Annotated in this window: 18 protein-coding genes and 2 pseudogenes; 10 read left to right on the top strand and 10 right to left on the bottom strand. The window is 74.4% G+C overall.

Annotation, left to right across the window (positions count from 1 at the left end; all coding sequences use genetic code 11):
• The 3 genes and pseudogenes from ACZ597_RS19230 to ACZ597_RS19240 form a co-directional block, all read left to right on the top strand.
• Positions 1–320: pseudogene (locus ACZ597_RS19230) on the top strand (ABC transporter ATP-binding protein); the annotation flags it as partial.
• Complete coding sequence (locus ACZ597_RS19235; RefSeq protein WP_471331379.1) at positions 307–1,200, top strand: ABC transporter permease; 894 nt, start codon at positions 307–309, stop codon at positions 1,198–1,200. The pseudogene ACZ597_RS19230 and the gene ACZ597_RS19235, both read left to right, overlap by 14 nt.
• Positions 1,201–1,207: 7 nt before the next feature.
• On the top strand, positions 1,208–1,969 hold the full coding sequence (locus tag ACZ597_RS19240) for a sirohydrochlorin chelatase (protein ID WP_471331382.1): 762 nt from the start codon (positions 1,208–1,210) through the stop codon (positions 1,967–1,969).
• 47 nt (positions 1,970–2,016) lie between these two features.
• Here ACZ597_RS19240 and ACZ597_RS19245 read toward each other — a convergent pair whose 3' ends face one another.
• Complete coding sequence (locus tag ACZ597_RS19245; protein ID WP_471331385.1) at positions 2,017–3,018, bottom strand: ketopantoate reductase family protein; 1,002 nt, start codon at positions 3,016–3,018, stop codon at positions 2,017–2,019.
• Between the two features lie 44 nt (positions 3,019–3,062).
• Here ACZ597_RS19245 and ACZ597_RS19250 point away from each other — a divergent pair, with 44 nt between their 5' ends.
• Positions 3,063–3,914, top strand: coding sequence for an aldo/keto reductase (locus ACZ597_RS19250; RefSeq protein WP_471331388.1), 852 nt, complete (start codon positions 3,063–3,065; stop codon positions 3,912–3,914).
• Between the two features lie 7 nt (positions 3,915–3,921).
• Here the strand turns inward: ACZ597_RS19250 and ACZ597_RS19255 are convergent, their stop codons facing one another.
• Together ACZ597_RS19255 and mgt are read right to left on the bottom strand one after the other, a co-directional pair.
• Complete coding sequence (locus ACZ597_RS19255) at positions 3,922–4,494, bottom strand: DUF1697 domain-containing protein (protein ID WP_471331391.1); 573 nt, start codon at positions 4,492–4,494, stop codon at positions 3,922–3,924.
• A gap of 20 nt (positions 4,495–4,514) precedes the next feature.
• Positions 4,515–5,755 (bottom strand): annotated as a pseudogene (gene mgt / locus ACZ597_RS19260) (macrolide-inactivating glycosyltransferase).
• 151 nt (positions 5,756–5,906) lie between these two features.
• On the opposite strand from mgt, the gene ACZ597_RS19265 reads away from it, so the two are divergent.
• Entirely contained in the window at positions 5,907–6,770 is an 864-nt protein-coding gene (locus ACZ597_RS19265) for a phosphotransferase enzyme family protein (RefSeq protein ID WP_471331394.1), read from the top strand.
• A 4-nt stretch (positions 6,771–6,774) separates the two neighbouring features.
• Positions 6,775–6,972, top strand: a complete 198-nt coding sequence (locus tag ACZ597_RS19270) for a hypothetical protein (protein WP_471331396.1) — start codon at positions 6,775–6,777, stop codon at positions 6,970–6,972.
• Positions 6,973–6,975: 3 nt separating this feature from the next.
• On the opposite strand, the gene ACZ597_RS19275 is transcribed toward ACZ597_RS19270, so the two are convergent.
• Together ACZ597_RS19275 and ACZ597_RS19280 are read right to left on the bottom strand one after the other, a co-directional pair.
• Positions 6,976–7,701: an exonuclease domain-containing protein gene (locus tag ACZ597_RS19275; protein ID WP_471331399.1), complete on the bottom strand. Its 726-nt coding sequence runs from the start codon at positions 7,699–7,701 to the stop codon at positions 6,976–6,978.
• 115 nt (positions 7,702–7,816) lie between these two features.
• Entirely contained in the window at positions 7,817–9,100 is a 1,284-nt protein-coding gene (locus tag ACZ597_RS19280) for an SAV2148 family HEPN domain-containing protein (RefSeq protein ID WP_471331402.1), read from the bottom strand.
• Between the two features lie 318 nt (positions 9,101–9,418).
• On the opposite strand from ACZ597_RS19280, the gene glgX reads away from it, so the two are divergent.
• Positions 9,419–11,533 carry a glycogen debranching protein GlgX gene (gene glgX, locus ACZ597_RS19285; RefSeq protein ID WP_471331405.1) on the top strand — a complete coding sequence of 705 codons (2,115 nt, stop codon included), beginning with the start codon at positions 9,419–9,421 and terminating at the stop codon, positions 11,531–11,533.
• On the opposite strand, the gene ACZ597_RS19290 is transcribed toward glgX, so the two are convergent.
• The gene (locus ACZ597_RS19290; RefSeq protein WP_471331408.1) at positions 11,518–12,816 is read right to left on the bottom strand and encodes an MFS transporter; all 1,299 of its coding nucleotides are present in this window, start codon (positions 12,814–12,816) and stop codon (positions 11,518–11,520) included. The genes glgX and ACZ597_RS19290 overlap by 16 nt on opposite strands.
• A gap of 82 nt (positions 12,817–12,898) precedes the next feature.
• Here ACZ597_RS19290 and treY point away from each other — a divergent pair, with 82 nt between their 5' ends.
• The gene (gene treY / locus ACZ597_RS19295) at positions 12,899–15,187 is read left to right on the top strand and encodes a malto-oligosyltrehalose synthase (protein WP_471331410.1); all 2,289 of its coding nucleotides are present in this window, start codon (positions 12,899–12,901) and stop codon (positions 15,185–15,187) included.
• Positions 15,188–15,228: 41 nt separating this feature from the next.
• Here treY and ACZ597_RS19300 read toward each other — a convergent pair whose 3' ends face one another.
• Complete coding sequence (locus tag ACZ597_RS19300) at positions 15,229–16,329, bottom strand: serine hydrolase domain-containing protein (protein ID WP_471331413.1); 1,101 nt, start codon at positions 16,327–16,329, stop codon at positions 15,229–15,231.
• Between the two features lie 385 nt (positions 16,330–16,714).
• Here ACZ597_RS19300 and ACZ597_RS19305 point away from each other — a divergent pair, with 385 nt between their 5' ends.
• Complete coding sequence (locus ACZ597_RS19305) at positions 16,715–17,065, top strand: hypothetical protein (protein ID WP_471331415.1); 351 nt, start codon at positions 16,715–16,717, stop codon at positions 17,063–17,065.
• Here the strand turns inward: ACZ597_RS19305 and ACZ597_RS19310 are convergent.
• Positions 17,016–17,672 (bottom strand): hypothetical protein, encoded by a 657-nt coding sequence (locus ACZ597_RS19310; RefSeq protein ID WP_471331418.1) that lies wholly within the window; start codon positions 17,670–17,672, stop codon positions 17,016–17,018. The two genes, ACZ597_RS19305 and ACZ597_RS19310, sit on opposite strands and share 50 nt — an antisense overlap.
• 113 nt (positions 17,673–17,785) lie before the next feature.
• Between ACZ597_RS19310 and ACZ597_RS19315 the strand changes: the two genes are divergently transcribed.
• Positions 17,786–19,009 carry a M14 family zinc carboxypeptidase gene (locus tag ACZ597_RS19315; protein WP_471332019.1) on the top strand — a complete coding sequence of 408 codons (1,224 nt, stop codon included), beginning with the start codon at positions 17,786–17,788 and terminating at the stop codon, positions 19,007–19,009.
• On the opposite strand, the gene ACZ597_RS19320 is transcribed toward ACZ597_RS19315, so the two are convergent.
• Both ACZ597_RS19320 and ACZ597_RS19325 read right to left on the bottom strand, forming a co-directional pair.
• Positions 18,991–19,449 carry a GNAT family N-acetyltransferase gene (locus ACZ597_RS19320; protein WP_471331420.1) on the bottom strand — a complete coding sequence of 153 codons (459 nt, stop codon included), beginning with the start codon at positions 19,447–19,449 and terminating at the stop codon, positions 18,991–18,993. The two genes, ACZ597_RS19315 and ACZ597_RS19320, sit on opposite strands and share 19 nt — an antisense overlap.
• A 99-nt stretch (positions 19,450–19,548) precedes the next feature.
• Complete coding sequence (locus ACZ597_RS19325) at positions 19,549–20,121, bottom strand: FHA domain-containing protein (RefSeq protein WP_471331423.1); 573 nt, start codon at positions 20,119–20,121, stop codon at positions 19,549–19,551.
• Positions 20,122–20,193 lie beyond the last annotated feature (72 nt).

The following is a 20,193-nucleotide window of genomic DNA, read 5'->3' on the forward strand; positions in this document are numbered from 1 at the left end:
CCCAGGACAGCCGCCTCCTGCTGATGGACGAGCCCTTCGCGGCCCTCGACGCCATCACCCGCGACGTCCTGCACGGCGAACTCACCCGCATCTGGCAGGAGACCGGAGTGTCGGTCCTCTTCGTCACCCACAACGTGCGCGAGGCCGTCCGCCTCGCCCAGCGCGTCGTCCTCCTCTCCTCCCGCCCCGGGCGGGTCGCGAAGGAATGGACCGTGGACATCCCGCAGCCGCGCCGCATCGAGAACGCGGACGTCGCCGAGCTGTCCCTCGAGATCACTGAACACCTGCGTGGGGAGATCCGCCGCCATGGCCAGCACTGACACCACCCCCAAGGCGGCGAAGGGCGACGACCTGGCCGGCCTGGAGGCCGGCCTCGACGCCCTCGACGCGGTCCAGACCCACCGCACCCCGGTGCGCGAGGTCCTCACCAAGAAGGTCCTGCCCCCGATCCTGGCCGTCGGCCTGGTGCTGGTGGTCTGGCAGGTCCTCGTCTCGGCGAAGGTCACCGACGAGACCAAGCTCCCCGCCCTGTCCGCGGTCTGGGACAGCCTGTCCGAGATGTGGCTGAAGGGGACGCTCCTCGAAATCATCTGGACCTCGGTCTCCCGCGGCCTGCTCGGCTTCCTCCTCGCCCTGGCCATCGGCACCCCGCTGGGCCTGCTCGTCGCCCGGGTGAAGTTCGTCCGCGCCGCGATCGGACCGATCCTCCAGGGCCTGCAGTCCCTGCCGTCGGTGGCGTGGGTGCCGCCGGCCGTGCTCTGGTTCGGCCTCAACGACGCCATGATGTACACGGTGATCCTGCTCGGCGCGGTGCCGTCGATCGCCAACGGCCTCGTCTCCGGCATCGACCAGGTCCCGCCGCTGTTCCTGCGCGCCGGCCGCACCCTGGGCGCCACCGGCCTGCGCGGCGCCTGGCACGTCGTCATGCCGGCCGCGCTCCCCGGCTACGTCGCCGGCCTCAAGCAGGGCTGGGCCTTCTCCTGGCGCTCCCTGATGGCCGCCGAGATCATCGCCAGCTCCCCCGACCTGGGCCTCGGCCTCGGCCAGCTCCTGGAGAACGGCCGCAACAACATCGACCTGCCGGGCGTGTTCCTCGCGATCATCCTGATCCTGGTCGTCGGCATCGCCATCGACCTGCTGATCTTCAGCCCCGTCGAGCGCTGGGTCCTGCGCAGCCGCGGCCTCCTGGTCAAGAACTGAGCACCCGATGTCCCGCGCACTTCTGGTCATAGCCCACGGCAGCCGCGACCCGCGGCACGCGGCGACCGTGCACGCCCTCGTCGGGCGGGCCCGGTCGCTGCGGCCGGGGCTCCGGGTGGAGACCGCCTTCCTGGACTTCAACGGCCCGACCGTCTCCCAGGCGCTGGCCTCCCTGTACCTCTCGGGCGTACGCGAGGTCGTGGCCCTGCCGCTGCTCCTCACCCGGGCCTTCCACGCGAAGGCGGACATCCCGGCGGTCCTGGCGGAGTCGGCCGTCCGCCTCCCCGACCTCTCGGTCCGGGTCGCGGACGTCCTGGGACCCCACCCCCTCCTCATCAGCTCCCTGGAACGACGCCTCGCCGAGGCCGGCGTCGACCTCAGCCCGGCGGGGCGCGCGACGACCGGTGTCGTCCTCGCGTCCGCCGGCTCCACAGACCCGGAGGCGATCGCAGTGATCGCTGAAATCGCGCGGGAGTGGCGGCACACCGGTTGGTGCGCCGTGCGGCCTGCGTTCGCCTCCGCTGCCCTTCCCCGCACGGAGGACGCCGTACGCGCCCTGCGCGCGGAGGGCGTCCGCCGCGTGGCGGTGGCCCCGTACGTCATCGCCCCGGGCTTCCTCCCGGACCGCATCACGGCGGGCGCCGGGGCGGCGGGCGCGGACGTGATCGCGCCCGTCCTGGGCGCCACCCCGGAGCTGGCCCGCCTGCTCCTCCACCGCTACGACACCGCGGCCCCGGCCCGCGCCGCGCACGAGGCGCTCACGGCCTGAGGCGCCGTCCGCCGTTCGCCGGCCCCGTCGCCGGGACGGCGGACCGGTCAGGTGCGGGCGGCGGCCTCGTCGGCCAGGGCGGTGAGGTCGGCGATGGACATCGCGCCCGGGGGGAGGCCTTCGCGGGCGAAGATGTTCGCCGCGTGGCGCAGTACGTCGTTGACCGGGGTGGGCACGCCGTGGAGGCGGCCCAGCAGGGAGATCTCGCCGTTGAGGTAGTCGGCCTCCACCGAGCCCGTGCCGCGGGCCAGGCTCTGCCAGGAGGAGCCGCCGCGTACGCCCGCCGGCTGGTCCACCTTGCCGTCGCGGGCCGCCGACTGCTCTGCCTCGGTGACGTAGGCGATGCCCGCCGCGTCGAAGGCGGCCTTGCCCTCGCGGATGGCCCGCAGCAGCAGGGCCGCCTTGGCCGGGTCGGGCTCGGGGCCGGTGGTCGCCTGGATGGCGTTGCCAAGGTTGCCGAGCAGCTTCGCGTGCTTCCACCGCATCACGTCCTCGACGACCGGCGCCTCGAAACCCGCCCCGCCGAGGTCCGCGGCGACGGCCCGGATCCGCGCGTCCGACCCGCCGGCGGCCCGCCCGAGGTGCAGGATCCCGGTGAGCGGGGAGCACAGGGCGGAGACCACTCCCGGTTCCAGGAAGGTGGCGGGGAGCCAGACGCAGACCCCGTACACCCGCGAGAAGCGCCGCAGGGCGAGCCGTTCGCTCTCGACGCCGTTCTGCGCGCACAGCAGCGGCAGCCGCTGCGCGGCCGTTCCGCCGCCGGCGACCTCCGCGTCGCCCCACGCGTCCAGGGCGGCGATGGCGTCCTGGGTCTTCACCGTGAGCAGCAGGACGTCGTCCGGGCGCAGTTCGCCCAGCTCCGACGGGCCGGTGACCACGGGGAGCCGGTGGACGCGGGCGCCGTCGGCGGTGGTGAGCCGCAGGCCGTCCGCCTTCAGCGCCTCGGCGTGCGCGCCGCGCGCGACGAGGACGACCTCCCGGCCCGTTCCGGCGAGGCGTCCGCCGATGGTCGCGCCGATCGCACCGGCGCCGATGATGATGTAACGCATGCCCCGAGCCTGACACACCGGTGATCCCCGGATACGGTCGGGCCATGATGGAATCGACGTTCGTCCTGGGCGGGGACCTGCCCTTGCGCCGTCTCGGTTTCGGTACGGGCGGACTGGTCGGCGCCGGCTACTGGGGGCCGCGCGGCAGCCGCGCCGGGGCCCGGGCGCTGCTGCGCGCGGCGGTGGAGCGCGGCGTGGCGCTGATCGACACCGCCGACAACTACGGGCCCGGCCTGGCCGAGGAGTTGGTCGCCGAGGCTCTCCATCCGTACGGGGAGCGGCTGGTGGTCGCCACGAAGGGCGGGGTGGTGCGCACGGGGCCGGACGAGTGGCACGTGGCGGGCCGTCCGGAGCAGTTGCGGCGGATGTGCGAGGCGAGCCTGCGGCGGCTGCGGGTGGAGCGGATCGACCTGTACCAGCTGCACCGCTTCGACCCGGCGGTGCCGATGGCCGAACAGCTGGGCGCGCTGGCGGAGTTGCGGACGGAGGGCAAGATCCGGCACATCGGCCTGGACACCGTCACGGCCGGACAGCTGCGCCTTGCGTTGGAGTCGGCGCCCGTGGCGGCGGTGCAGAACCCTTTCAACCTGCTGGACCGGTCCTCCGCCGACGTGCTGGCGCTGTGCGAGGCGCGGGGGATCGCCTTCCTGCCGTACTACCCGCTGGGCAGCGGAGCCCTGACCCGCGAGGGTGCGGCCGCCGTCGCGGAGGTGGCCGCCGCGCACGGGGCGACCCCGGGGCAGGTGGCGCTGTCCTGGCTGCTGCACCGCTCCCCGGTGCTGTGCCCGACGCCGGGTACCGGGTCCCCGGCGCACCTGGCGGAGAACCTGGCCGCGGCGTCGCTCTCCCTGTCCGGCGGGGACATGGCGCTGCTCGACGCGGTGGGTGCCGGGTAGGCCGTCGTCACGGGCGGGTCAGTTCCACGAGCTTGACGACGGTGTTCCAGTTGCGGGTGGTGACGTCCAGGCCCTTGACCACGGCGGGCCTGGCGAGGGCCTCGGCCAGTTTGGAGCGGCCGAGGCCGTCGGGGGCGTAGAGGTAGAGGACGCGGTCCCCCAGCCGGTATTCCTCGGGGAGGTACGCGGGGCCGTCGAGTGCGGCGAAGCGCTCGGGGCCGGGCTGTTCGGAGAAGAAGGTGGCGTGGAGCTGCCTGCCCTCCAGTTCGGCGGCCGGGAAGGGGCAGGCCTCGGCTACGGCCGCCAGGTGGTCCCCGTCGACGACCAGGCAGGGCACCCGGAAGCCGAAGTGGGCCTCGATGGCCGCCTCCAGGCCCCGGGCGAGGGCGGTGGGGTCGGTCTCGGCGCTGCTGAAGACGGCGTTGCCGCTCTGCAGGTACGTCCGTACGCCGCCGTGGCCGAGGCCTTCCAGTACGGTGCGCAGCTCGGCCATCGGGACCTTCTTGTTCCCGCCGACGTTGATGCCGCGCAGGAGGGCGGCGTACTTCTTCGTGCTCGCTGCCTTCGTCGTCTTCGTCATGGCCGCACCCTAGGCGGTGACTAGGACAGTGCGGCCTCGATGAGGTCGGCGGCCTGCCGCGTGCCGCCCTCGGAGGCCATGCCGGCGCGGACGGCCTCCGCGCGGACGGCGACCTCGGGGTCGGCGAGCAGGCCGAGGACCGCCTCGCGCAGGGTGGCGGCGTTCGCCTCGTCCATCGGGACGTGCCGGGCCACGCCGAGGCCGGCCAGCATGTCGGCGTTGCCGAACTGGTCGACGGCCTGCGGCACGGCGACCATCGGGGTCGCGGTGGCCAGGCCCTCCTGGCTGCCGCCTGCGCCCGCGTGGGTGATGAAGGCGTCGGCCTGGCGCAGGACGTCCAGCTGGGGGACCCAGCGGTGGACCTCGACGTTGGCGGGGACCTCGCCCAGTTCTGCCTCGTCGGTGAACTTGCCGATCTGCAGGACCACGTGCCAGTCGGGGAGGTCTCCGAAGGCTTCGACGCAGGCGCGGTAGAATGCGGGCTGCTTGGTGAAGGTGGAGCCGAGGGAGACCAGGAGCACCTTCTTCCCCTCGGCGGAGGCGGGCCGTTCCCAGGTGCCCTGGGTGGCGCTGCGGTCGCCCTGGCAGGCGCCGACGAAGGTGTGGACGGACTCGTCGACCCGGTCGGCGTTCGGCTGGAGGGCGCGCGGGATCAGGACGATGCTGCGCGGCGGACGGCCGACGAAGCGGTCGGAGTCCTCGTCGATGCCGTTCTCGTCGAGCCAGGCGCGGAAGCGGGCGTAGTACGCCTGCCCTCGCTCGGAGGCGCGCAGTTGCGCCGTCATCGGGGCGGCGACCTCCTCCTCGTAGCCGGTCCAGGCGACCAGGTTCGGGGAGAGGGAGATCTCGGGGACGCCCCAGCGGCGGGCGAGGACCCTCGCCGGGTAGGCGGTGATGTCGTGGATGACGAGGTCGGGTTCGTCGCCCTCGAAGGCGTCGGCGAGCTGCGGTAGCGCCTGGACGGCGTCGTTCAGGAAGGGCTCGATGTTGTCGATGAGCTCGGTGCCCCAGGCATCGGGCTCGTCCTCGGTGGGCAGGGTGGACTTCCAGATCACCGGGGTGGCACCGGTCTCCGCGACCTTCTCGGCGAAGGAGGCGGGGATGGCGTAGCTGACGCGGTGGCCCCTGGCGACGAGCTCCCGGATCACTTCGATGCTCGGGTTCACGTGCCCGGGGGCGGCGATGGAGAACATGGCGATGTGTGCGGGCTTGGCTGCTGAAGTCATGCCCCGACTCTAACGAGACGAGACGTCTCGTGCAATTGAGAAGAGGCCGCGCGGGCCGCCCTGCCCGAAAATCGACATGCTGGCCGATTCCCGTCCCCCAGGGGGCTCCCGGAGCCGGAATGCGAGACTGGGCGGACTCACGGTGATCACCCATCACGACCACCCGGCGAAGGACGAGACGAACGCATGGACGAGGCGCGGGCCAGGGACGTACTGGCGGAGACGGGACTCGCGGGCACCGGGGCGTACCGCCCGGAGCTGCTCGCCTTCGGCGAGAACGCCGTCTTCGCGGTCGGCGGCCTGGTGGTCAAAGTGGGCCGCGAGGCGGTACTGCTGGAACGGGCCGAGCGGGAACTCGCGGTGGCCGACTGGCTCGCCGGGGCGGGGATCCCGGCGGTGCGGGCCGCCGAACCGAAGCCCCGGCTGGTGGGCGGGCACCCGCTGACCCTCTGGCACCGGCTCCCGGAACCGCTGCGGCCGGCCGGCCCCGAGGACCTCGCGGCGCTGCTGCGCCCGCTGCACGCGCTGCCCGCGCCCTCCTTCGCGCTGCCCGCGCGGGACCTGCTGGGCGGGGTCGAGCGCTGGCTCCGGCTGGCCGGCGGGGCCGTCGACCCCGCAGACGCGGCGTACCTGCGCGCCCGGCGCGACGCCTACGCCGGCGAGGTCGCCGCGCTCACCCCGCACCTGGCCCCCGGCCCCATCCACGGCGACGCGCTGCCGCGCAACGTGCACGTGGGCCCGGACGGGCCGGTCCTGGTGGACCTGGAGACCGTGTCGGCGGACCTGCGGGAGCACGACCTGGTGGTGATGGCCCTGTCCCGAGACCGGTACGGGATGCCCGCCGCCGCCTACGAGGCCTTCGCGGCCGCGTACGGGTGGGACGTACGGGAGTGGGAGGGCTGCGCGGTCCTGCGCGGCGCCCGCGAGACGGCGAGCTGCGCGTGGGTCGCCCAGCACGCCCCCGCCAACCCCAAGGCCCTCGCCGAATTCCGCCGCCGCGTGGCCTCCCTCCGCGAGGCCGACACAGGAGCCCGCTGGCACCCCTTCTAGTGCCGTGACCGCAAAGGTCCACCGGGCCGGCGGCACGCCCGGGGCAGGTCGCCCGCGCGCCCGCGCCCCGCACCCGTCCGCCCCGGTGCGGCCCCGGCAGGCGCTCCCCGGCGCCCGCCACTCGCACGTGCGCGGCGGCGTGTACGGCGGCCCCCGCTGCCGGGACCTCCACGTCGACTACCGCGAGACCCCGCCAGAGTAGGGGTCAGGCCGGGGCCGGGAGGACGCCGCGCAGGGGCCACGCCGTGTCGATCACCGCGTCCGGGCTGCCCTGGCGGCGCAGGTAGGACTGGAAGTCACGGGCCCAGCGGGCGTGCCAGCCGCCCTGCCGGTCGTGCAGCTCCGCCGGGCTGAGCGCGGCGACCTCCGAATGCCGGGCGGCTATCGCCCGGGCCACCTGGACCGCCGCCAGCGCGTCGGCCCCCGCGTCGTGCGCGGCGTCGAGGGTGACCCCGTACACCCCGCACACCGCCTCCAGCGTCCGCTTGCCGCGCCGGAAGCGGTCCACGGCCCGGTCTATCGTCAGCGGGTCCACCACCGGCCCGGTCTCGGCCCCGCCCAGCCGGTCGGCGAGCGAGGGCAGCCCGTACCGGGCCAGCTCGGCCGAGAGCAGCGTCAGGTCGAAGGCCGCGTTGTAGGCGACCACCACCGCACCGCCGCGCCAGTGCTCCACCAGGGCCGCCGCGACCTCCTCGGCGACCTCCCCCGCCGGGCGGCCCTCGGCGACGGCCCGCTCCGTGCTGATCCCGTGGATCGCCGCGGCCTCCTCCGGGATCGGCATCCCCGGATCCGCGAGCCAGCCGCGCCTCGCGCGGACCTCACCGCCCCGCACCTCGACCACCGCGGCCGTCACGATCCGGGACTCCCCCGGCTCCGTACCGGTCGTCTCCAGGTCGAACCCGACCAGCGCTCCCCCGTGCCACGCCTCCATGACGCGCCCCTCCCCCGTGTTTCCGGTCAACGCGTTTCAGCCTGCCACGCGCCACTGACACCCGGCGGGGGCACCCCCGGGCGCCGGCCCGGACCCGGCCTGGTAGGCCGGGAGGTCACGACACCGGCCGCGAGTCCTCCCACACCGACTCGAACTCCTCCCGGTACGTCTGGAACAGCCCGTGGTCGGCGTCCTTGGGCACGCCCCGCCCGCCGCCGCGCAGCACCAGCACCGGCGCCTCCATCCCCCGGGCCCGCCGCAGGTACGACTGGACCACCGCGATGCCCGAGGACTGCCCCTCCACCAGGTACGCGGTGAAGCGGGGGGTCTCGTCGAAGACGTGGATGTCGAAGCGCGACGGGTCCTTCAGGCCCGCCCGCACCCTGCGCACGTGCAGGATGTTCATCTCCACCGACCGGCTCAGCTCGCCCTTGCGCAGCCCCAGCTCCCGCTCGCGCCGCTTGACCGCGCTGCTCGCCGGGTTCAGGAACAGCAGCCGCACCCGGCAGCCCGCCTCGGTCAGCCTGACGAGCCTGCGGCCCGAGAAGTTCTGCACCAGCAGGTTGAGGCCTATGCCGATGGCGTCGAGCCGCCGCGCGCCCCCGAACAGGTCCTCCGCCGGCAGCTGCCGCTGGAGCCGCACCCGGTCCGGGTGGACGGAGATGACGTCCGCGTACCGGTCCCCGACCAGGTCCTCGACGGCGTCGATCGGCAGCCGGTCCGCCGAGGGGCTGCCCGAGCCGGCCCCCAGCACCTCCAGCAGCCGCGCCGAGGCCCGCTCCGCCTGCTCCAGCACGGCCCTCGACAGCGCCCGGTTGCGGGAGACCACGTTCCGGGTGACCTCCAGCTCGTCGAGCGCGAGCTCGATCTCCCGCCGGTCGTCGAAGTACGGCTCGAAGCAGGGCCAGTGCTGGACCATCAGCTCCCGCAGCTGCGGCAGCGTCAGGAAGCTCAGCACGTTGTCGTCGGCCGGATCGAGGAGGTAGCCCTTGCGCCGGCTGACCTCGCGCACGGCCACCGCCCGCTGCACCCACTCCTGCCCGGCGGGACCGGCCGCCGCGACGACCCAGTCGTCGCCGCCGTGCACCGGCTCGTAGACGGGCCGCAGCACGGCGCCGACCACCGACCGCAGCCGCTGTTCGATGAGGTTCAGCCAGATGTACGCACGGCCCGCGCGCTGGGCCCGCGTACGGACCTCGCTCCACGCGTCCGCGCCCCAGTCCAGCTCGGCCCCGGCCCGCGCGTCCCCGGCCGCCTGCGGGGCCAGTGACACCGCCGCCGCGGCCGCCGCCGCGCCCGGCACTCCGCCGGACGTACCGCCGGCACCACCCGCGGCGTCCACCGGGCCACCCTCGTGACCGCTGTCACCAGGGGGCAGCTCCAGACCTCCCGAGCTCACCCGTGCACCGCCTTCTGCGTCTGGACGCCCGTCTCCAGTGATCACGGAAGGGTACTCCGCGCACGCGGCCCGACGCAGCCCGAAGCCGTCCCCTTTGACCTCAGGTCCCCTGGTCCGACAGTCCGTTGACCCATTATGTGATGCCCGGACAGTCCGTTGACCCGCCTATCAGCTCTCCGGTTCACCCGTCGGCAGCATTCCAAGTCCACGCGTGCGGACCCTCTTTCGGGGAAGATCTGGCAGAGACGTGATCCGCGCCGGATCCAGCCGGACCGCGCGCCGGACCGAGCCGGACCAGGATGGGAAGAGTCGTTAGCCATGCAAGTCTGGCCGGGGCAGGCGTATCCGCTGGGCGCCACGTACGACGGCGCGGGCACCAACTTCGCGGTCTACTCCGAGGCCGCGCGGCGCATCGAGCTGTGCCTGTTGCACGACGACGGCTCGGAGACCGCCGTCGAGCTGCGCGAGACGGACGCCTTCGTGCGCCACGCCTACCTGCCCGGGATCATGCCCGGCCAGCGGTACGGGTTCCGGGTGCACGGCCCGTACGAGCCCGAGCGCGGGCAGCGCTGCAACGCGGCGAAGCTGCTGCTGGACCCGTACGCGCGGGCCATCAGCGGGAAGGTGTCCTGGGGCGAGGAGGTGTACGGCTACCACTTCGGCCGGCCGGACTCCCGCAACGACCTGGACTCGGCCCCGCACACGATGAGTTCGGTCGTGGTGAACCCGTACTTCGACTGGGCCAACGACCGGCCGCCGCGCCACGAGTACCACCACACGGTGCTGTACGAGGCCCACGTGAAGGGCCTGACCATGCGCCACCCGGACCTCCCGGAGGAGCTGCGGGGCACCTACGGGGCGCTCGCGCACCCGGCGGTGATCGGACACCTGGCGAAGCTGGGGGTGACGGCGCTGGAGCTGATGCCCGTGCACCAGTACGTCAACGACCACCGCCTGGTGAACGACGGGCTCAGCAACTACTGGGGCTACAACACCATCGGCTTCTTCGCCCCGCACAACGGCTACGCCTCCGGGGACCGGGGCCAGCAGGTGCTGGAGTTCAAGTCGGCGGTGCGGGCGCTGCACGAGGCCGGGATCGAGGTGATCCTGGACGTGGTCTACAACCACACCGCCGAGGGCAACCACCTGGGCCCGACGCTGTCCTTCCGCGGCCTCGACAACGCCTCGTACTACCGGCTCGCGGACGACCCCCGGCACTACACGGACACCACCGGCACCGGGAACTCGCTGCTGATGCGCTCCCCCCACGTGCTCCAGCTGATCATGGACTCGCTGCGGTACTGGGTGACCGAGATGCACGTGGACGGCTTCCGCTTCGACCTCGCGGCGACGCTGGCCCGGCAGTTCCACGAGGTGGACCGGCTGTCCTCGTTCTTCGACCTGGTGCAGCAGGACCCGGTGGTCAGCCAGGTGAAGCTGATCGCGGAGCCCTGGGACCTGGGCGAGGGCGGCTACCAGGTGGGGAACTTCCCGCCGCTGTGGACCGAGTGGAACGGCAAGTACCGCGACACCGTACGGGACTTGTGGCGCGGGCAGCCGCGTACGCTCGCGGAGTTCGCGGGACGGCTGACCGGCTCCTCCGACCTCTACCAGGACGACGGGCGGCGGCCGCTCGCCTCGATCAACTTCACCACCTGCCACGACGGTTTCACCCTCAACGACCTGGTCTCGTACAACGAGAAGCACAACGAGGCCAACCGGGAGGGCAACCGGGACGGGGAGACCCACAACCGGTCCTGGAACTGCGGCATCGAGGGACCCACCGACGACCCGGAGGTCCGGGAGCTGCGCGCGCGGCAGATGCGGAACTTCACCGCCACCCTGATGCTGTCGCAGGGCGTGCCGATGCTCAGCCACGGCGACGAGTTCGGCCGCTCCCAGGAGGGCAACAACAACGCCTACTGCCAGGACAACGAGCTGTCCTGGGTGACCTGGCCCGAGCCGGGGAAACCGCCGCCCGGCCTGCTGGAGTTCACCCGCCGCATGGTGTGGCTGCGCCGCGACCACCCGGTCTTCCGGCGGCGCCGGTTCTTCCACGGCCGGCCGGTGGAGGGCACGCACGACGAGCTCTCGGACATCGCCTGGTTCACCCCGCACGGCGAGGAGATGCGGGCCCGGGACTGGCAGGCGCAGCACGCGCGGGCGCTGACCGTGTTCCTCAACGGGGAGGCCATCTCCGAGCCCGGCACGCGCGGGGAGCGGATCACCGACGACTCGTTCCTGCTGATGTTCAACGCGGGCGCCGATCCGCAGGACTTCACCGTCCCGGCCGGGCACGGGGCGCACTGGCGGCTGGTCGTGGACACGGCGCGGGCGGAGGTACTGCCACCCGGCACCGGGCCGCAGTACGCGGCCGGGGACCGGGTGGCCCTGACGGGACGGTGTCTGGTGGTGCTTCAGCGCCCGGCGTAGCCGTTGGCGGAGCCGGCCGCCGAGCCCTCGGGGGAGGTGGTGCGCTGGGCCGGGACGAACGGCTTGGCCGGGTCCTGGGGCCGGGCGGACGGCACCCGGGTGACGAGGGCGATGGCCAGGCACAGGGCGGCGGCGCCCACCGCGACGGCGAAGGCCCCGGCGGGCCCGTACGACTCGGCGAGCCGCCCGGAAACGGCGAGCGCGGCGGCCTGTCCGGCCACCAGGGAGCTGGCGGCGAAGGCCATGGACTCGGCGAGCCGGGCGGGCTCGACCACGCGCTCGGTGAGTGCGAACGCGGTGATCAGGTGCGGGGCGTACGCGGCACCGAGGACGGTGACGACCAGGTACAGCGGCCACAGGGTGTCGGTGAACAGCAGCGGCACGGAGAGGAGCAGGGCGGCGCCGGTGGCCACGCGCCAGCGCAGCCGCAGCCCGAACCGGGCGGGCAGCGCGCCGAGCGCGAGACCGACGGCGGCGCTGACGACGCCCATGGCGGCGTACACGATGCCGGCCTGCCCGGGGACGCCGAGCCGGTCGGTGAGCGAGGCGATGCCCGCCTGGCAGGCGCCGAACATGGCGCCCTGGAGGGCCAGGGAGCCGCGTACGGCGTGCACCACGCGGGGCAGGCGGGCGGGCCGGGCGCCGTCGGCGCGCTCGGGCGCGGGGGTCCCGGCCGTGACGGCGGCGGTCGGGTGCAGGGCGTAGGCGGTGCCGAAGACGGCCACCAGGGCGGCGGCGCCGCCGAGGGCGACGGCCGGGTGCGCGACGAGCGCGGCGAGGCCCACGAGGGCCGGGCCGAAGACGAAGGAGACCTCGTCGAGGGTGCCTTCGAGGGAGTGCACGGCGCCGACGGTCTTCTCGTCGGCCTTCGCGCGGTGCGCGAGCGCGACGGAGCGGGTGCGGGCGAGCGGCCCGACGAGCGGTACGGAGGCCCCGGTGACGGCGCCGATCGCGGCGAGCGGGGCCGTCGCGAGGCCGCCGAGGGCGCCGGCGACGAGCGCGGCGGTGGCGAGGGCGTTGACGGCCGCCGCGGTGAGGACGACGGGCCGCTGCCCGTGGCGGTCGGCGAGGCGGCCGAGGAGGGGCCCGAAGACCACCTGGCCGGCGGAGAGGGTGCCGCCGACGATGCCGGCGGTGGCGAGCGAGCCGCTGGTCTCGGCGACCAGCAGGACGCTGCCGAACTGGGACATCGCGACGGGCAGTCGGGCGAAGAAGGAGACGAGCGGGAGTAGGGGCCCGGTCAGGGCGATGACGTGACGATAGGTACTGACGGTTCCAACCACTTGATCGACACTAACGCGGCGCAGTCACCCGGATGCATTGGGTAATGGCACGGAATCGTGCGGGCTGGGTACGTACGTTCTCATGAGCCTCGGGAATTCAATCAGCCAATCGGAATCCGGCGTTCGGACGCCGGTCGCTCCTGCGTCGACCTACCGTCTCCAGCTGGGCCCGCGCTTCACGTTCGCGGCGGCCGAGGCAGCCGTACCGTACCTCGCCTCACTCGGCGTGTCACACCTGCACCTCTCCCCCGTACTGGAGGCGGTGCCGGGCTCGGAGCACGGTTACGACGTCACCGACCACGCCAGGGTGCGGGCCGAACTGGGCGGCGAGCGGGGTCTGCGCGCGCTCGCGAAGGCCGGACGGGCCCACAGGCTCGGCCTGGTGCTCGACATCGTCCCGAACCACATGGCCGTACCGGTGCCGTTGCGGCTCAACCGGCCCCTGTGGGAAGTCCTGCGGGAGGGGCCGCACTCGCCGTACGCGCGGTGGTTCGACATCGACTGGGAGGGCGGCGGAGGGCAGGTCCTGCTGCCGGTGCTGGGCGGCGAGGAGGAGCCGGGCGAGGTGATCGGCGGGGGCGACGGGGAGGCGCTGCTGCGGTACGGGGCCGTGGAGCTGCCCCTGCGGGCCGGGACGGCCGGACTGCCCATGCCGGAGCTGCTGGCCGCGCAGTGGTACCGGGCCGCGTGGTGGCGGGAGGCGCGGACGGGCCTCAACTACCGCCGCTTCTTCACCATCTCCGACCTGATCGGGGTGCGGGTGGAGGACCCCGCCGTGTTCGCCGCGAGCCATGCGAAGGTGCTCCAGCTGGTGCGGGACGGGGTGGTGGCCGGCCTGCGGGTCGACCACGTCGACGGGCTGGCGGATCCGGAGCAGTACCTGAGGCGGCTGCGGGCCGCGACCGGGGACGGCTGCTGGGTGGTCGTGGAGAAGATCCTGGCCCGCCGGGAACGGCTGCCGGCGTCCTGGCCGGTGGCCGGCACCACCGGCTACGACGCGCTGCACCGGGTCGACGGGGTGTTCACCGACCCCGCCGGGGCGGGGCAACTGGCCCGTGCGTACGGGGAGTCCGGCGGCGGGCCGGCCTCGTGGGAGGAGACCGCCGCGGCCGCGGCGCGGGAGGTGCTGACCGTCGACCTGGCCGCCGAGCTGGCCCTGCTGGAGCGCTGGGCCGGTCCGGAACTGGCGTGCGCGGTGCGGGAGTTGCTGATCGCCTCGCCCGTGTACCGGACCTACCCGGGCGGGCCGGGACCGTCGGCGGCGACCCTGGAGCGGGCCGCCGCACGGGCGGGGGCCCGGGCGGTGGAGGGCGTACGGGCGCTGTTGCTGCGGGATCCCGCCTTCGCGGCGCGCTTCGCCCAGACCTCGGCGGCCCTGCGCGCCAAGTCCCTGGAGGACCGCGCCTTCTACCGCTGGGCGCCGCTGCTGTCGGCCACCGAGGTGGGCGGGAACCCCGGGGACCCGGCGGTGTCGGTCGACGGGTTCCACGCGTACTGCGCGGAGCTGGAGCGGGACTGGCCCGCTTCGGGGACGGTGCTGTCCACGCACGACACGAAGCGCAGCGCGGACGTACGGGCGCGGATCGCGGTGCTGTCACAGGCCCCGGAGGCGATGGGCGGGCCGGGCGGGCCGGCCGGGGCGGATCCGCGGCTGGCGTGGGCGGCCCGGCAGAGCGCGCTCGGGCTGGGCGGGGCGCCCGAGCGGGAGTCCCGGCTGGCGGCGGCCCTGCTGAAGGCCGCCCGGGAGGCCGGGGTGCACACCTCCTGGACCGACCCCGACGAGGAGTACGAGGCGGGCATCGCGGCGCTGGTGCCCCGGGAGGCGGTGGAACTGCCGCCGGAACTCGCGGAGGCGGCCCGGGCCAACCTGCTGGGGATGACCCTGCTGCACCTGGCGATGCCGGGGGTGCCGGAGGTCTACCAGGGCGCCGAGTACGAGTACCGGGCCCTGGTCGACCCCGACAACCGCCGCCCCGCCGAGTTCCCCCGGGAGGCCCTGGCCGCCCTGGACGCCGGCGCCGCCCCGCCGGACCTCGCGCGGGAGAAGCTCGCGCTGACGGCGGCCCTGCTGCGGCTGCGCCGCGACCGGCCCGGGCTGTTCACCGGCTACGCCCCCCTGCCGGCCCGGGGCCCGGCGGCCGGCCACTGCGTGGCCTTCACCCGCCCGGCCGGCCTCGTCGCGGTGGCCACCCGCCTCTCCCACCGCCTGGCGGCGGCGGGCGGCTGGCGGGACACCGCCCTGGAACTGCCCCCGGGCCGCTGGGAGCGCGCGGGGGGTCCGGGGGAGCCTGGGGGTCCGGCGTACGAGGGGCGGGTGGCGCTGGCGGAGCTTCTGGAGGGGCTGCCGGTGGCGGTGCTGGTGCGGGAGTAGGGACTCGCGGTGCGGGCCCGGCCTGATCCGGAAGACACCGCCTACGCGCCCTGGCAGAGGGCGGTGTCCACGAGTTCTTCCACGTGCTTCGTGGTCGCGCCGTCGATCGGGTCGATGGTCACCGCGACGTTGGCGGCGCGGCCGTCCTCGGTGACGCCCCCGCGGGTCTCGTATCCGGGGATGTCGCCGCCGTGGCCCCAGTAGACGCCGTCGCAGGACAGGGGCCGGCTCATCAGGCCCAGGCCGTATCCGGCTCCGGTGTCGCCGAGGGGGACGGTGGTGCGCATCTGGGCGAGCTGGGCCGGCCGGAGGAGGTCGCCGGCCAGGAGCGCGGCGAAGAAGCGGTTGAGGTCGGCGTTGGTGGAGACCATCTGGCCCGCCGCCCACGCCGCCGAGGGATCGATCTCCGTGACGTCGCGCACCGGGGCGCCCGGTGAGTCCTGGTGGTGGCCCTTGGGGTGGGGCTCTGGGAGGGTCGTGTCGCCGGGGGCGGGGAAGTAGGTGTGGCGCAGTCCGATGCGCCGGATGACGCGCTTGTCGATCTCCTCGGCGAGGGGGCGTCCGGTGACCTTCTGGACGATCAGGCCCGCCAGTACGTAGTTCGTGTTGCTGTAGGCCCAGCCGGTGCCGGGAGGGAAGGCGGCCTTGTGCCGGAGGGCGATGTCGAGGACGTCACGGGGTTCGAGGTACCGGTGGCGGAGGATGTCGTCGGTGACGTCCGCCTCGTAGTCGGGCAGTCCGCTGGTGTGCTGGAGGAGCTGGCGCACGGTGATGTGGCGACCGTCGATCCCTTCGCCCCGTACGAGGCCCGGGAGGTAGGTGTCGACCGGGGTGTCGAGGCCGACCCTTCCTTCGCCGACCAGTTGCAGCACGACCACGGCGGTGAAGGTCTTGGTGTTGCTGCCGATGCGTATCCGGCCGTCCTCGGCGCCCGCGGTGTAGGTGCGGGTGCGGCCGTCGCGGTCCGTGACGGTGGCCAGCGCGCCGGGGACGCGGTCGTTCCGCACCAGTGCGTTCAGCCCCTGCCGGACCGCGTCCGGACGGGGGGTGGCGGCCGCCGCGGACGGGGCCAGGAGGCCGGTGATCGCGGCGGCTGCGGTCGCCACCCGCAGGAGGGTCGATCGGCGGGCCTGCTCGGGCATGGGGCAACTCCTGCGCAATGGTGGGGAGATCGGTGGTATGCCCAGCATTTCCGGGTCCGGCCGCCGGGGCGATCCTGCTGTCCGGATGGCGGGGGTGGGGATATCCCCCCGTCGGCGGTGGAGGATCCGGCTCTCGTCCTTCGCCTTGTCACACGGCTGCGCCGAGGCCGTGCCGCGCGGGTGGCCGGTGAGGCAGAGGCGTTCACCGCGTTGCCCGACGCGTCGGTCGAGGTCAGGAGCAAGACCGCCGGCCAGTGCCGTGACGACGGCCCCGCCGGCCTCCGCCTGCGCCCCTGCGACCGGTCGGACCGCCGGAAACGGGGCCGGCTCCTGCGGGGCGGCCGGAAATCGATCAATGTCCGGCGGGCTTCGTTAGGTTCGTTGCATGCCTTCTACACTTCTCATCGGATATGAACCCCAGGCGATCCCTGGTATCGACGGATCGGCACTCCAGGCGGCGCTCGACGCGGAACTCGCCCGGTTCGGGGAGCACGGGATCGACGTGGCCATGGAGCTGGTCGTCCACGACGCGGCGGTCGAGTCGACCCTCGTCGCGGCGCTGACCAGGAAGCCGTGGGACGTCGTGATCGTCGGCGGCGGGATCCGCAAGTCCGAGCACCTGCTCCCGCTGTTCGAGCTCATCGTGAACCTGATCCCCCGCCACGCCCCCCAGGCCGCCATCGCGTTCAACTCCACGGTGGGGGAACTGCTGGAGGCGGCTCAGCGACGGCTGTGAGCCGGGCGGCGAGGGCGGTGGCGTGCTCCGGCCGGGCCAGGACGGACGTCGCCGCCTCCTGAGCGCGCTGGAGCGCGGCGGCGTCCCGGCGCAGCCGGCGGAGGCGCGCGTTGATCCCCGGCCGCGTCCGCCACGGGTGCCACAGGGCTCGGAGCAGGAGTTGGGCCGTGGCCTGCCGGTACTCCTCGCTCCGCGCCGTGAGTTCTTCGAGCGGCTCGCCCAGGACACCGCCCAGGCGGAGGTCGGCCAACCTGACGGCCTCGCACTGCAGGGCGCGTTCCTCGGCGCCTCCGGCGAAGTCCAGGACCCTGCGCGGTACGCCGGCCGAGAGCGCGGCCACCACGAGTTCCGAGAGCGCTTCCCGCTGGACGCGCCCGGCGTCGCGGCCGTCCTCCAGGACCGCCGTGACGGGCGGGCACGACCGGCTCCCCGGCCGGGCCGGCACGACGTCGCACACCCCGTCGCGCACCGCCGCGACGCGGAGGAGCTGCTGCATGACCGCCGCGCGCAGCTGCCGGCGTTCCTGGTTCCGGGACAGGTGGTTGGTGACCGCGCCGCCGACGACACCGCCGGCCGTGGTGTACGCCAACTCGATCCATCCGGGCACGGTCCGATCGTAGGCGCGCCCTCGGCGGCGGGGAAGAGCATCCCGAACGCCGGCACACACATTCGACCCCCGGGGAGCAGTAGCCGGCCGGTGTGGCGGGCATGGCACACCATGTGACCCTCCTCCGTGACATGTACTACCCCACCCCGCACGAACTCGCCCTGGCCGGACGGGCGCTGGCGGACGAGCACCCAGGGCGGGTGCGGATGCGGCAGGCCGGTGTCTCCCGGGGCGGGAGGCCGTTGTGGCTGCTCTCCGTCGACGGGCAGCGCGGCGGGCCCCGGGAGGTGCTCGTCGTCGCCGGGGCCCATGCCAACGAGCCCGTCGGCGGGGCGACCGCCCTGGACCTCGCCCGGCGGGTGATCCGGGCCGGGAGCGGCGGGGCGGGCTGGCACTTCCTGCTCTGCGCCGACCCGGACGGCGCCGACCTGCACCGCACGCCCCGCCCGTGCTCGCTGCTGGACTACCACCGCAACTTCTACCGCCCGCCCGGCCCGGAACAGCCCGAGTGGGCGCCGTCCATGCTCCCCCCGGACCGGCTCCCGCCGGAGACCCGTACCCTGACCGCGCTCCTCGACGAGCTGCGGCCCGCCCTGCAGGTCTCCCTGCACGGTACGGACCTCGGCGGGTCCTGGGTCCAACTGACGCGCGACGTGCCCGGGCTCGCCGAGCCCTTCGGGAAGTCGGCCGCCGAACTGCGGATCCCGGTGGAGACCGGGGCCTCCGACGCCGCCGGCTGGAGCTCCCCCGGGCCCGGGATCTTCGTGATGCCGCAGGCCGGGAGCGAGGACACCCGGCGCAGCACCTGGTGCCACCGCCACCGCGGGACCACCGCGATCGTCGAGGTGCCCATGTGGGCCTCCGACCTGGTGGACGACCCGGCCCCGCACCCCGACCCTCGGGGCGCCCTGCGCATGCTGTCGGAGCGGCTGACCGGTGAGGCGGCGCGGGTGGCCGGGCTACGGGAGGGGATCCCGGGCACCGGGCCGGGTGCCGCCGCGCTGCTGCGGGCGGTGGACTGGACGCTGGGGCTGATCCCGCAGGTCGCCGCCGAGTGGACGGCTCCCGGCGCGCCCGCCGATGCCACCACGGCCTCCCTCGGCAGCATCGACGCCTTCGGGCGGCGGCTGTCGCTGCGCGCCGCCGCGATGCTGCTGCGCGTACTGCGGTCCCAGGCGCATCCGGCGGCGCCCGGCCTGGACCGCCTGGTGACGGGGTGGTGCGAGGCGTTCTCGGCCCGGTTCCAGGCCCGCTGGGTGCCGGTGGCCACGCAGGTGGAGCACCAGTCGCGGACGGTCCTGGCCGCGTACCGCTGTCTTCAGACCGGCCAGGCGTAGCGCCGCTTGGGGCGGCCGGTGGCGCCGAGGCGGTCGTAGAAGCGGATCGCGCCCTCGTTCCAGTCGGGGGTCTGCCACTCGACGTGTTCGAGGCCGAGTTTGCGGGCGAGGTCGGCCACGGCGGCCATCAGGGCGGCCCCGAGGCCGTGGCCCCTGGCCTCCTCCGCGAGGTAGAGGCAGTCCATGTGGAGGTGGTGGCGGGCGTCCCAGAACGCGAACTCCTCGGAGCAGGCGGCGTATCCGGCCACCTCGCCCCCGGGGGTCTCGGCGAGGAGCACCCAGAGCCGGGCGTCCTCGGCGAACAGCCGGGGGCCGAGGCGTTCGGCGAGGCCGGCGGGCCGGGGCGCCGACTTCTCGTACGCGACGTGCTCGTGGATGAGCTCGGTGAGACGCGGGAGGTCTTCGGGGCGGGCGGGGCGCACGATACCGGTGTGGTCCATGGGGGGCATCCTGCCGGGCCCCGGGCCGGGGGTACAGACCGGCTGGACCGGACCGGTCGTCCACGGCCCCGGTTCTGCCTCCTCGGCGCCCCCGGCCGCTCAGTCCTGGGAGAGCCGGAAGCTCATCCGCCCGAACCCCACCTGGTCCCCCGGCCGCACGACCGCCGCGCCCGTCACCCGGCGCCCGTTGACGGTGGTGCCGTTGGTCGATCCGAGGTCCCGCAGCAGCCAGGTCCCGTCCCGCATGCTCAGCTCGGCGTGCGCCCGCGAGACGGTCTCATGGCTGAGCCGCAGCCCGTTGCCCGGGTCGCGGCCGATCCGCAGCGGGCCGGCGGCCGGGTGGGGGAACAGCAGCTTGGGCAGGCGCTCCACCTGCCAGGCCCGGCGCATCCCGGCGGAGACGGCCGAGGCGCGGCCGACCCAGCCGAACAGCCGTTTGGTCCAAGGGGCTTCGGCTCCGAGCGGGCCCGGGCGGGCATGGAGGTCGGCGAGGAGCGGGGCGAGGTCCTCGGAGCGGCGGGCCACCAGCGCGAGCTCCATGCGGCGCAGGAAGGTGTCGTGCGACAGCTTCCCGAGGGCCGCGCCCTCCCTGAGCTGGCCCAACGCCCGGTCCCGCTCCGCGTCGGAGAGCCGCGGGGCGGGGTAGGCGGGGAACTCGAAACTGGATGTCACAGGGTGATTGTCGGCCCGTCGGGTGCGGAGTGTCCAGAACTCCCCCGCCCGGCCCGGAATGATGGGCACGAT

The sequence above is a fragment of the Streptomyces sp. NPDC040718 genome (assembly GCF_055593565.1).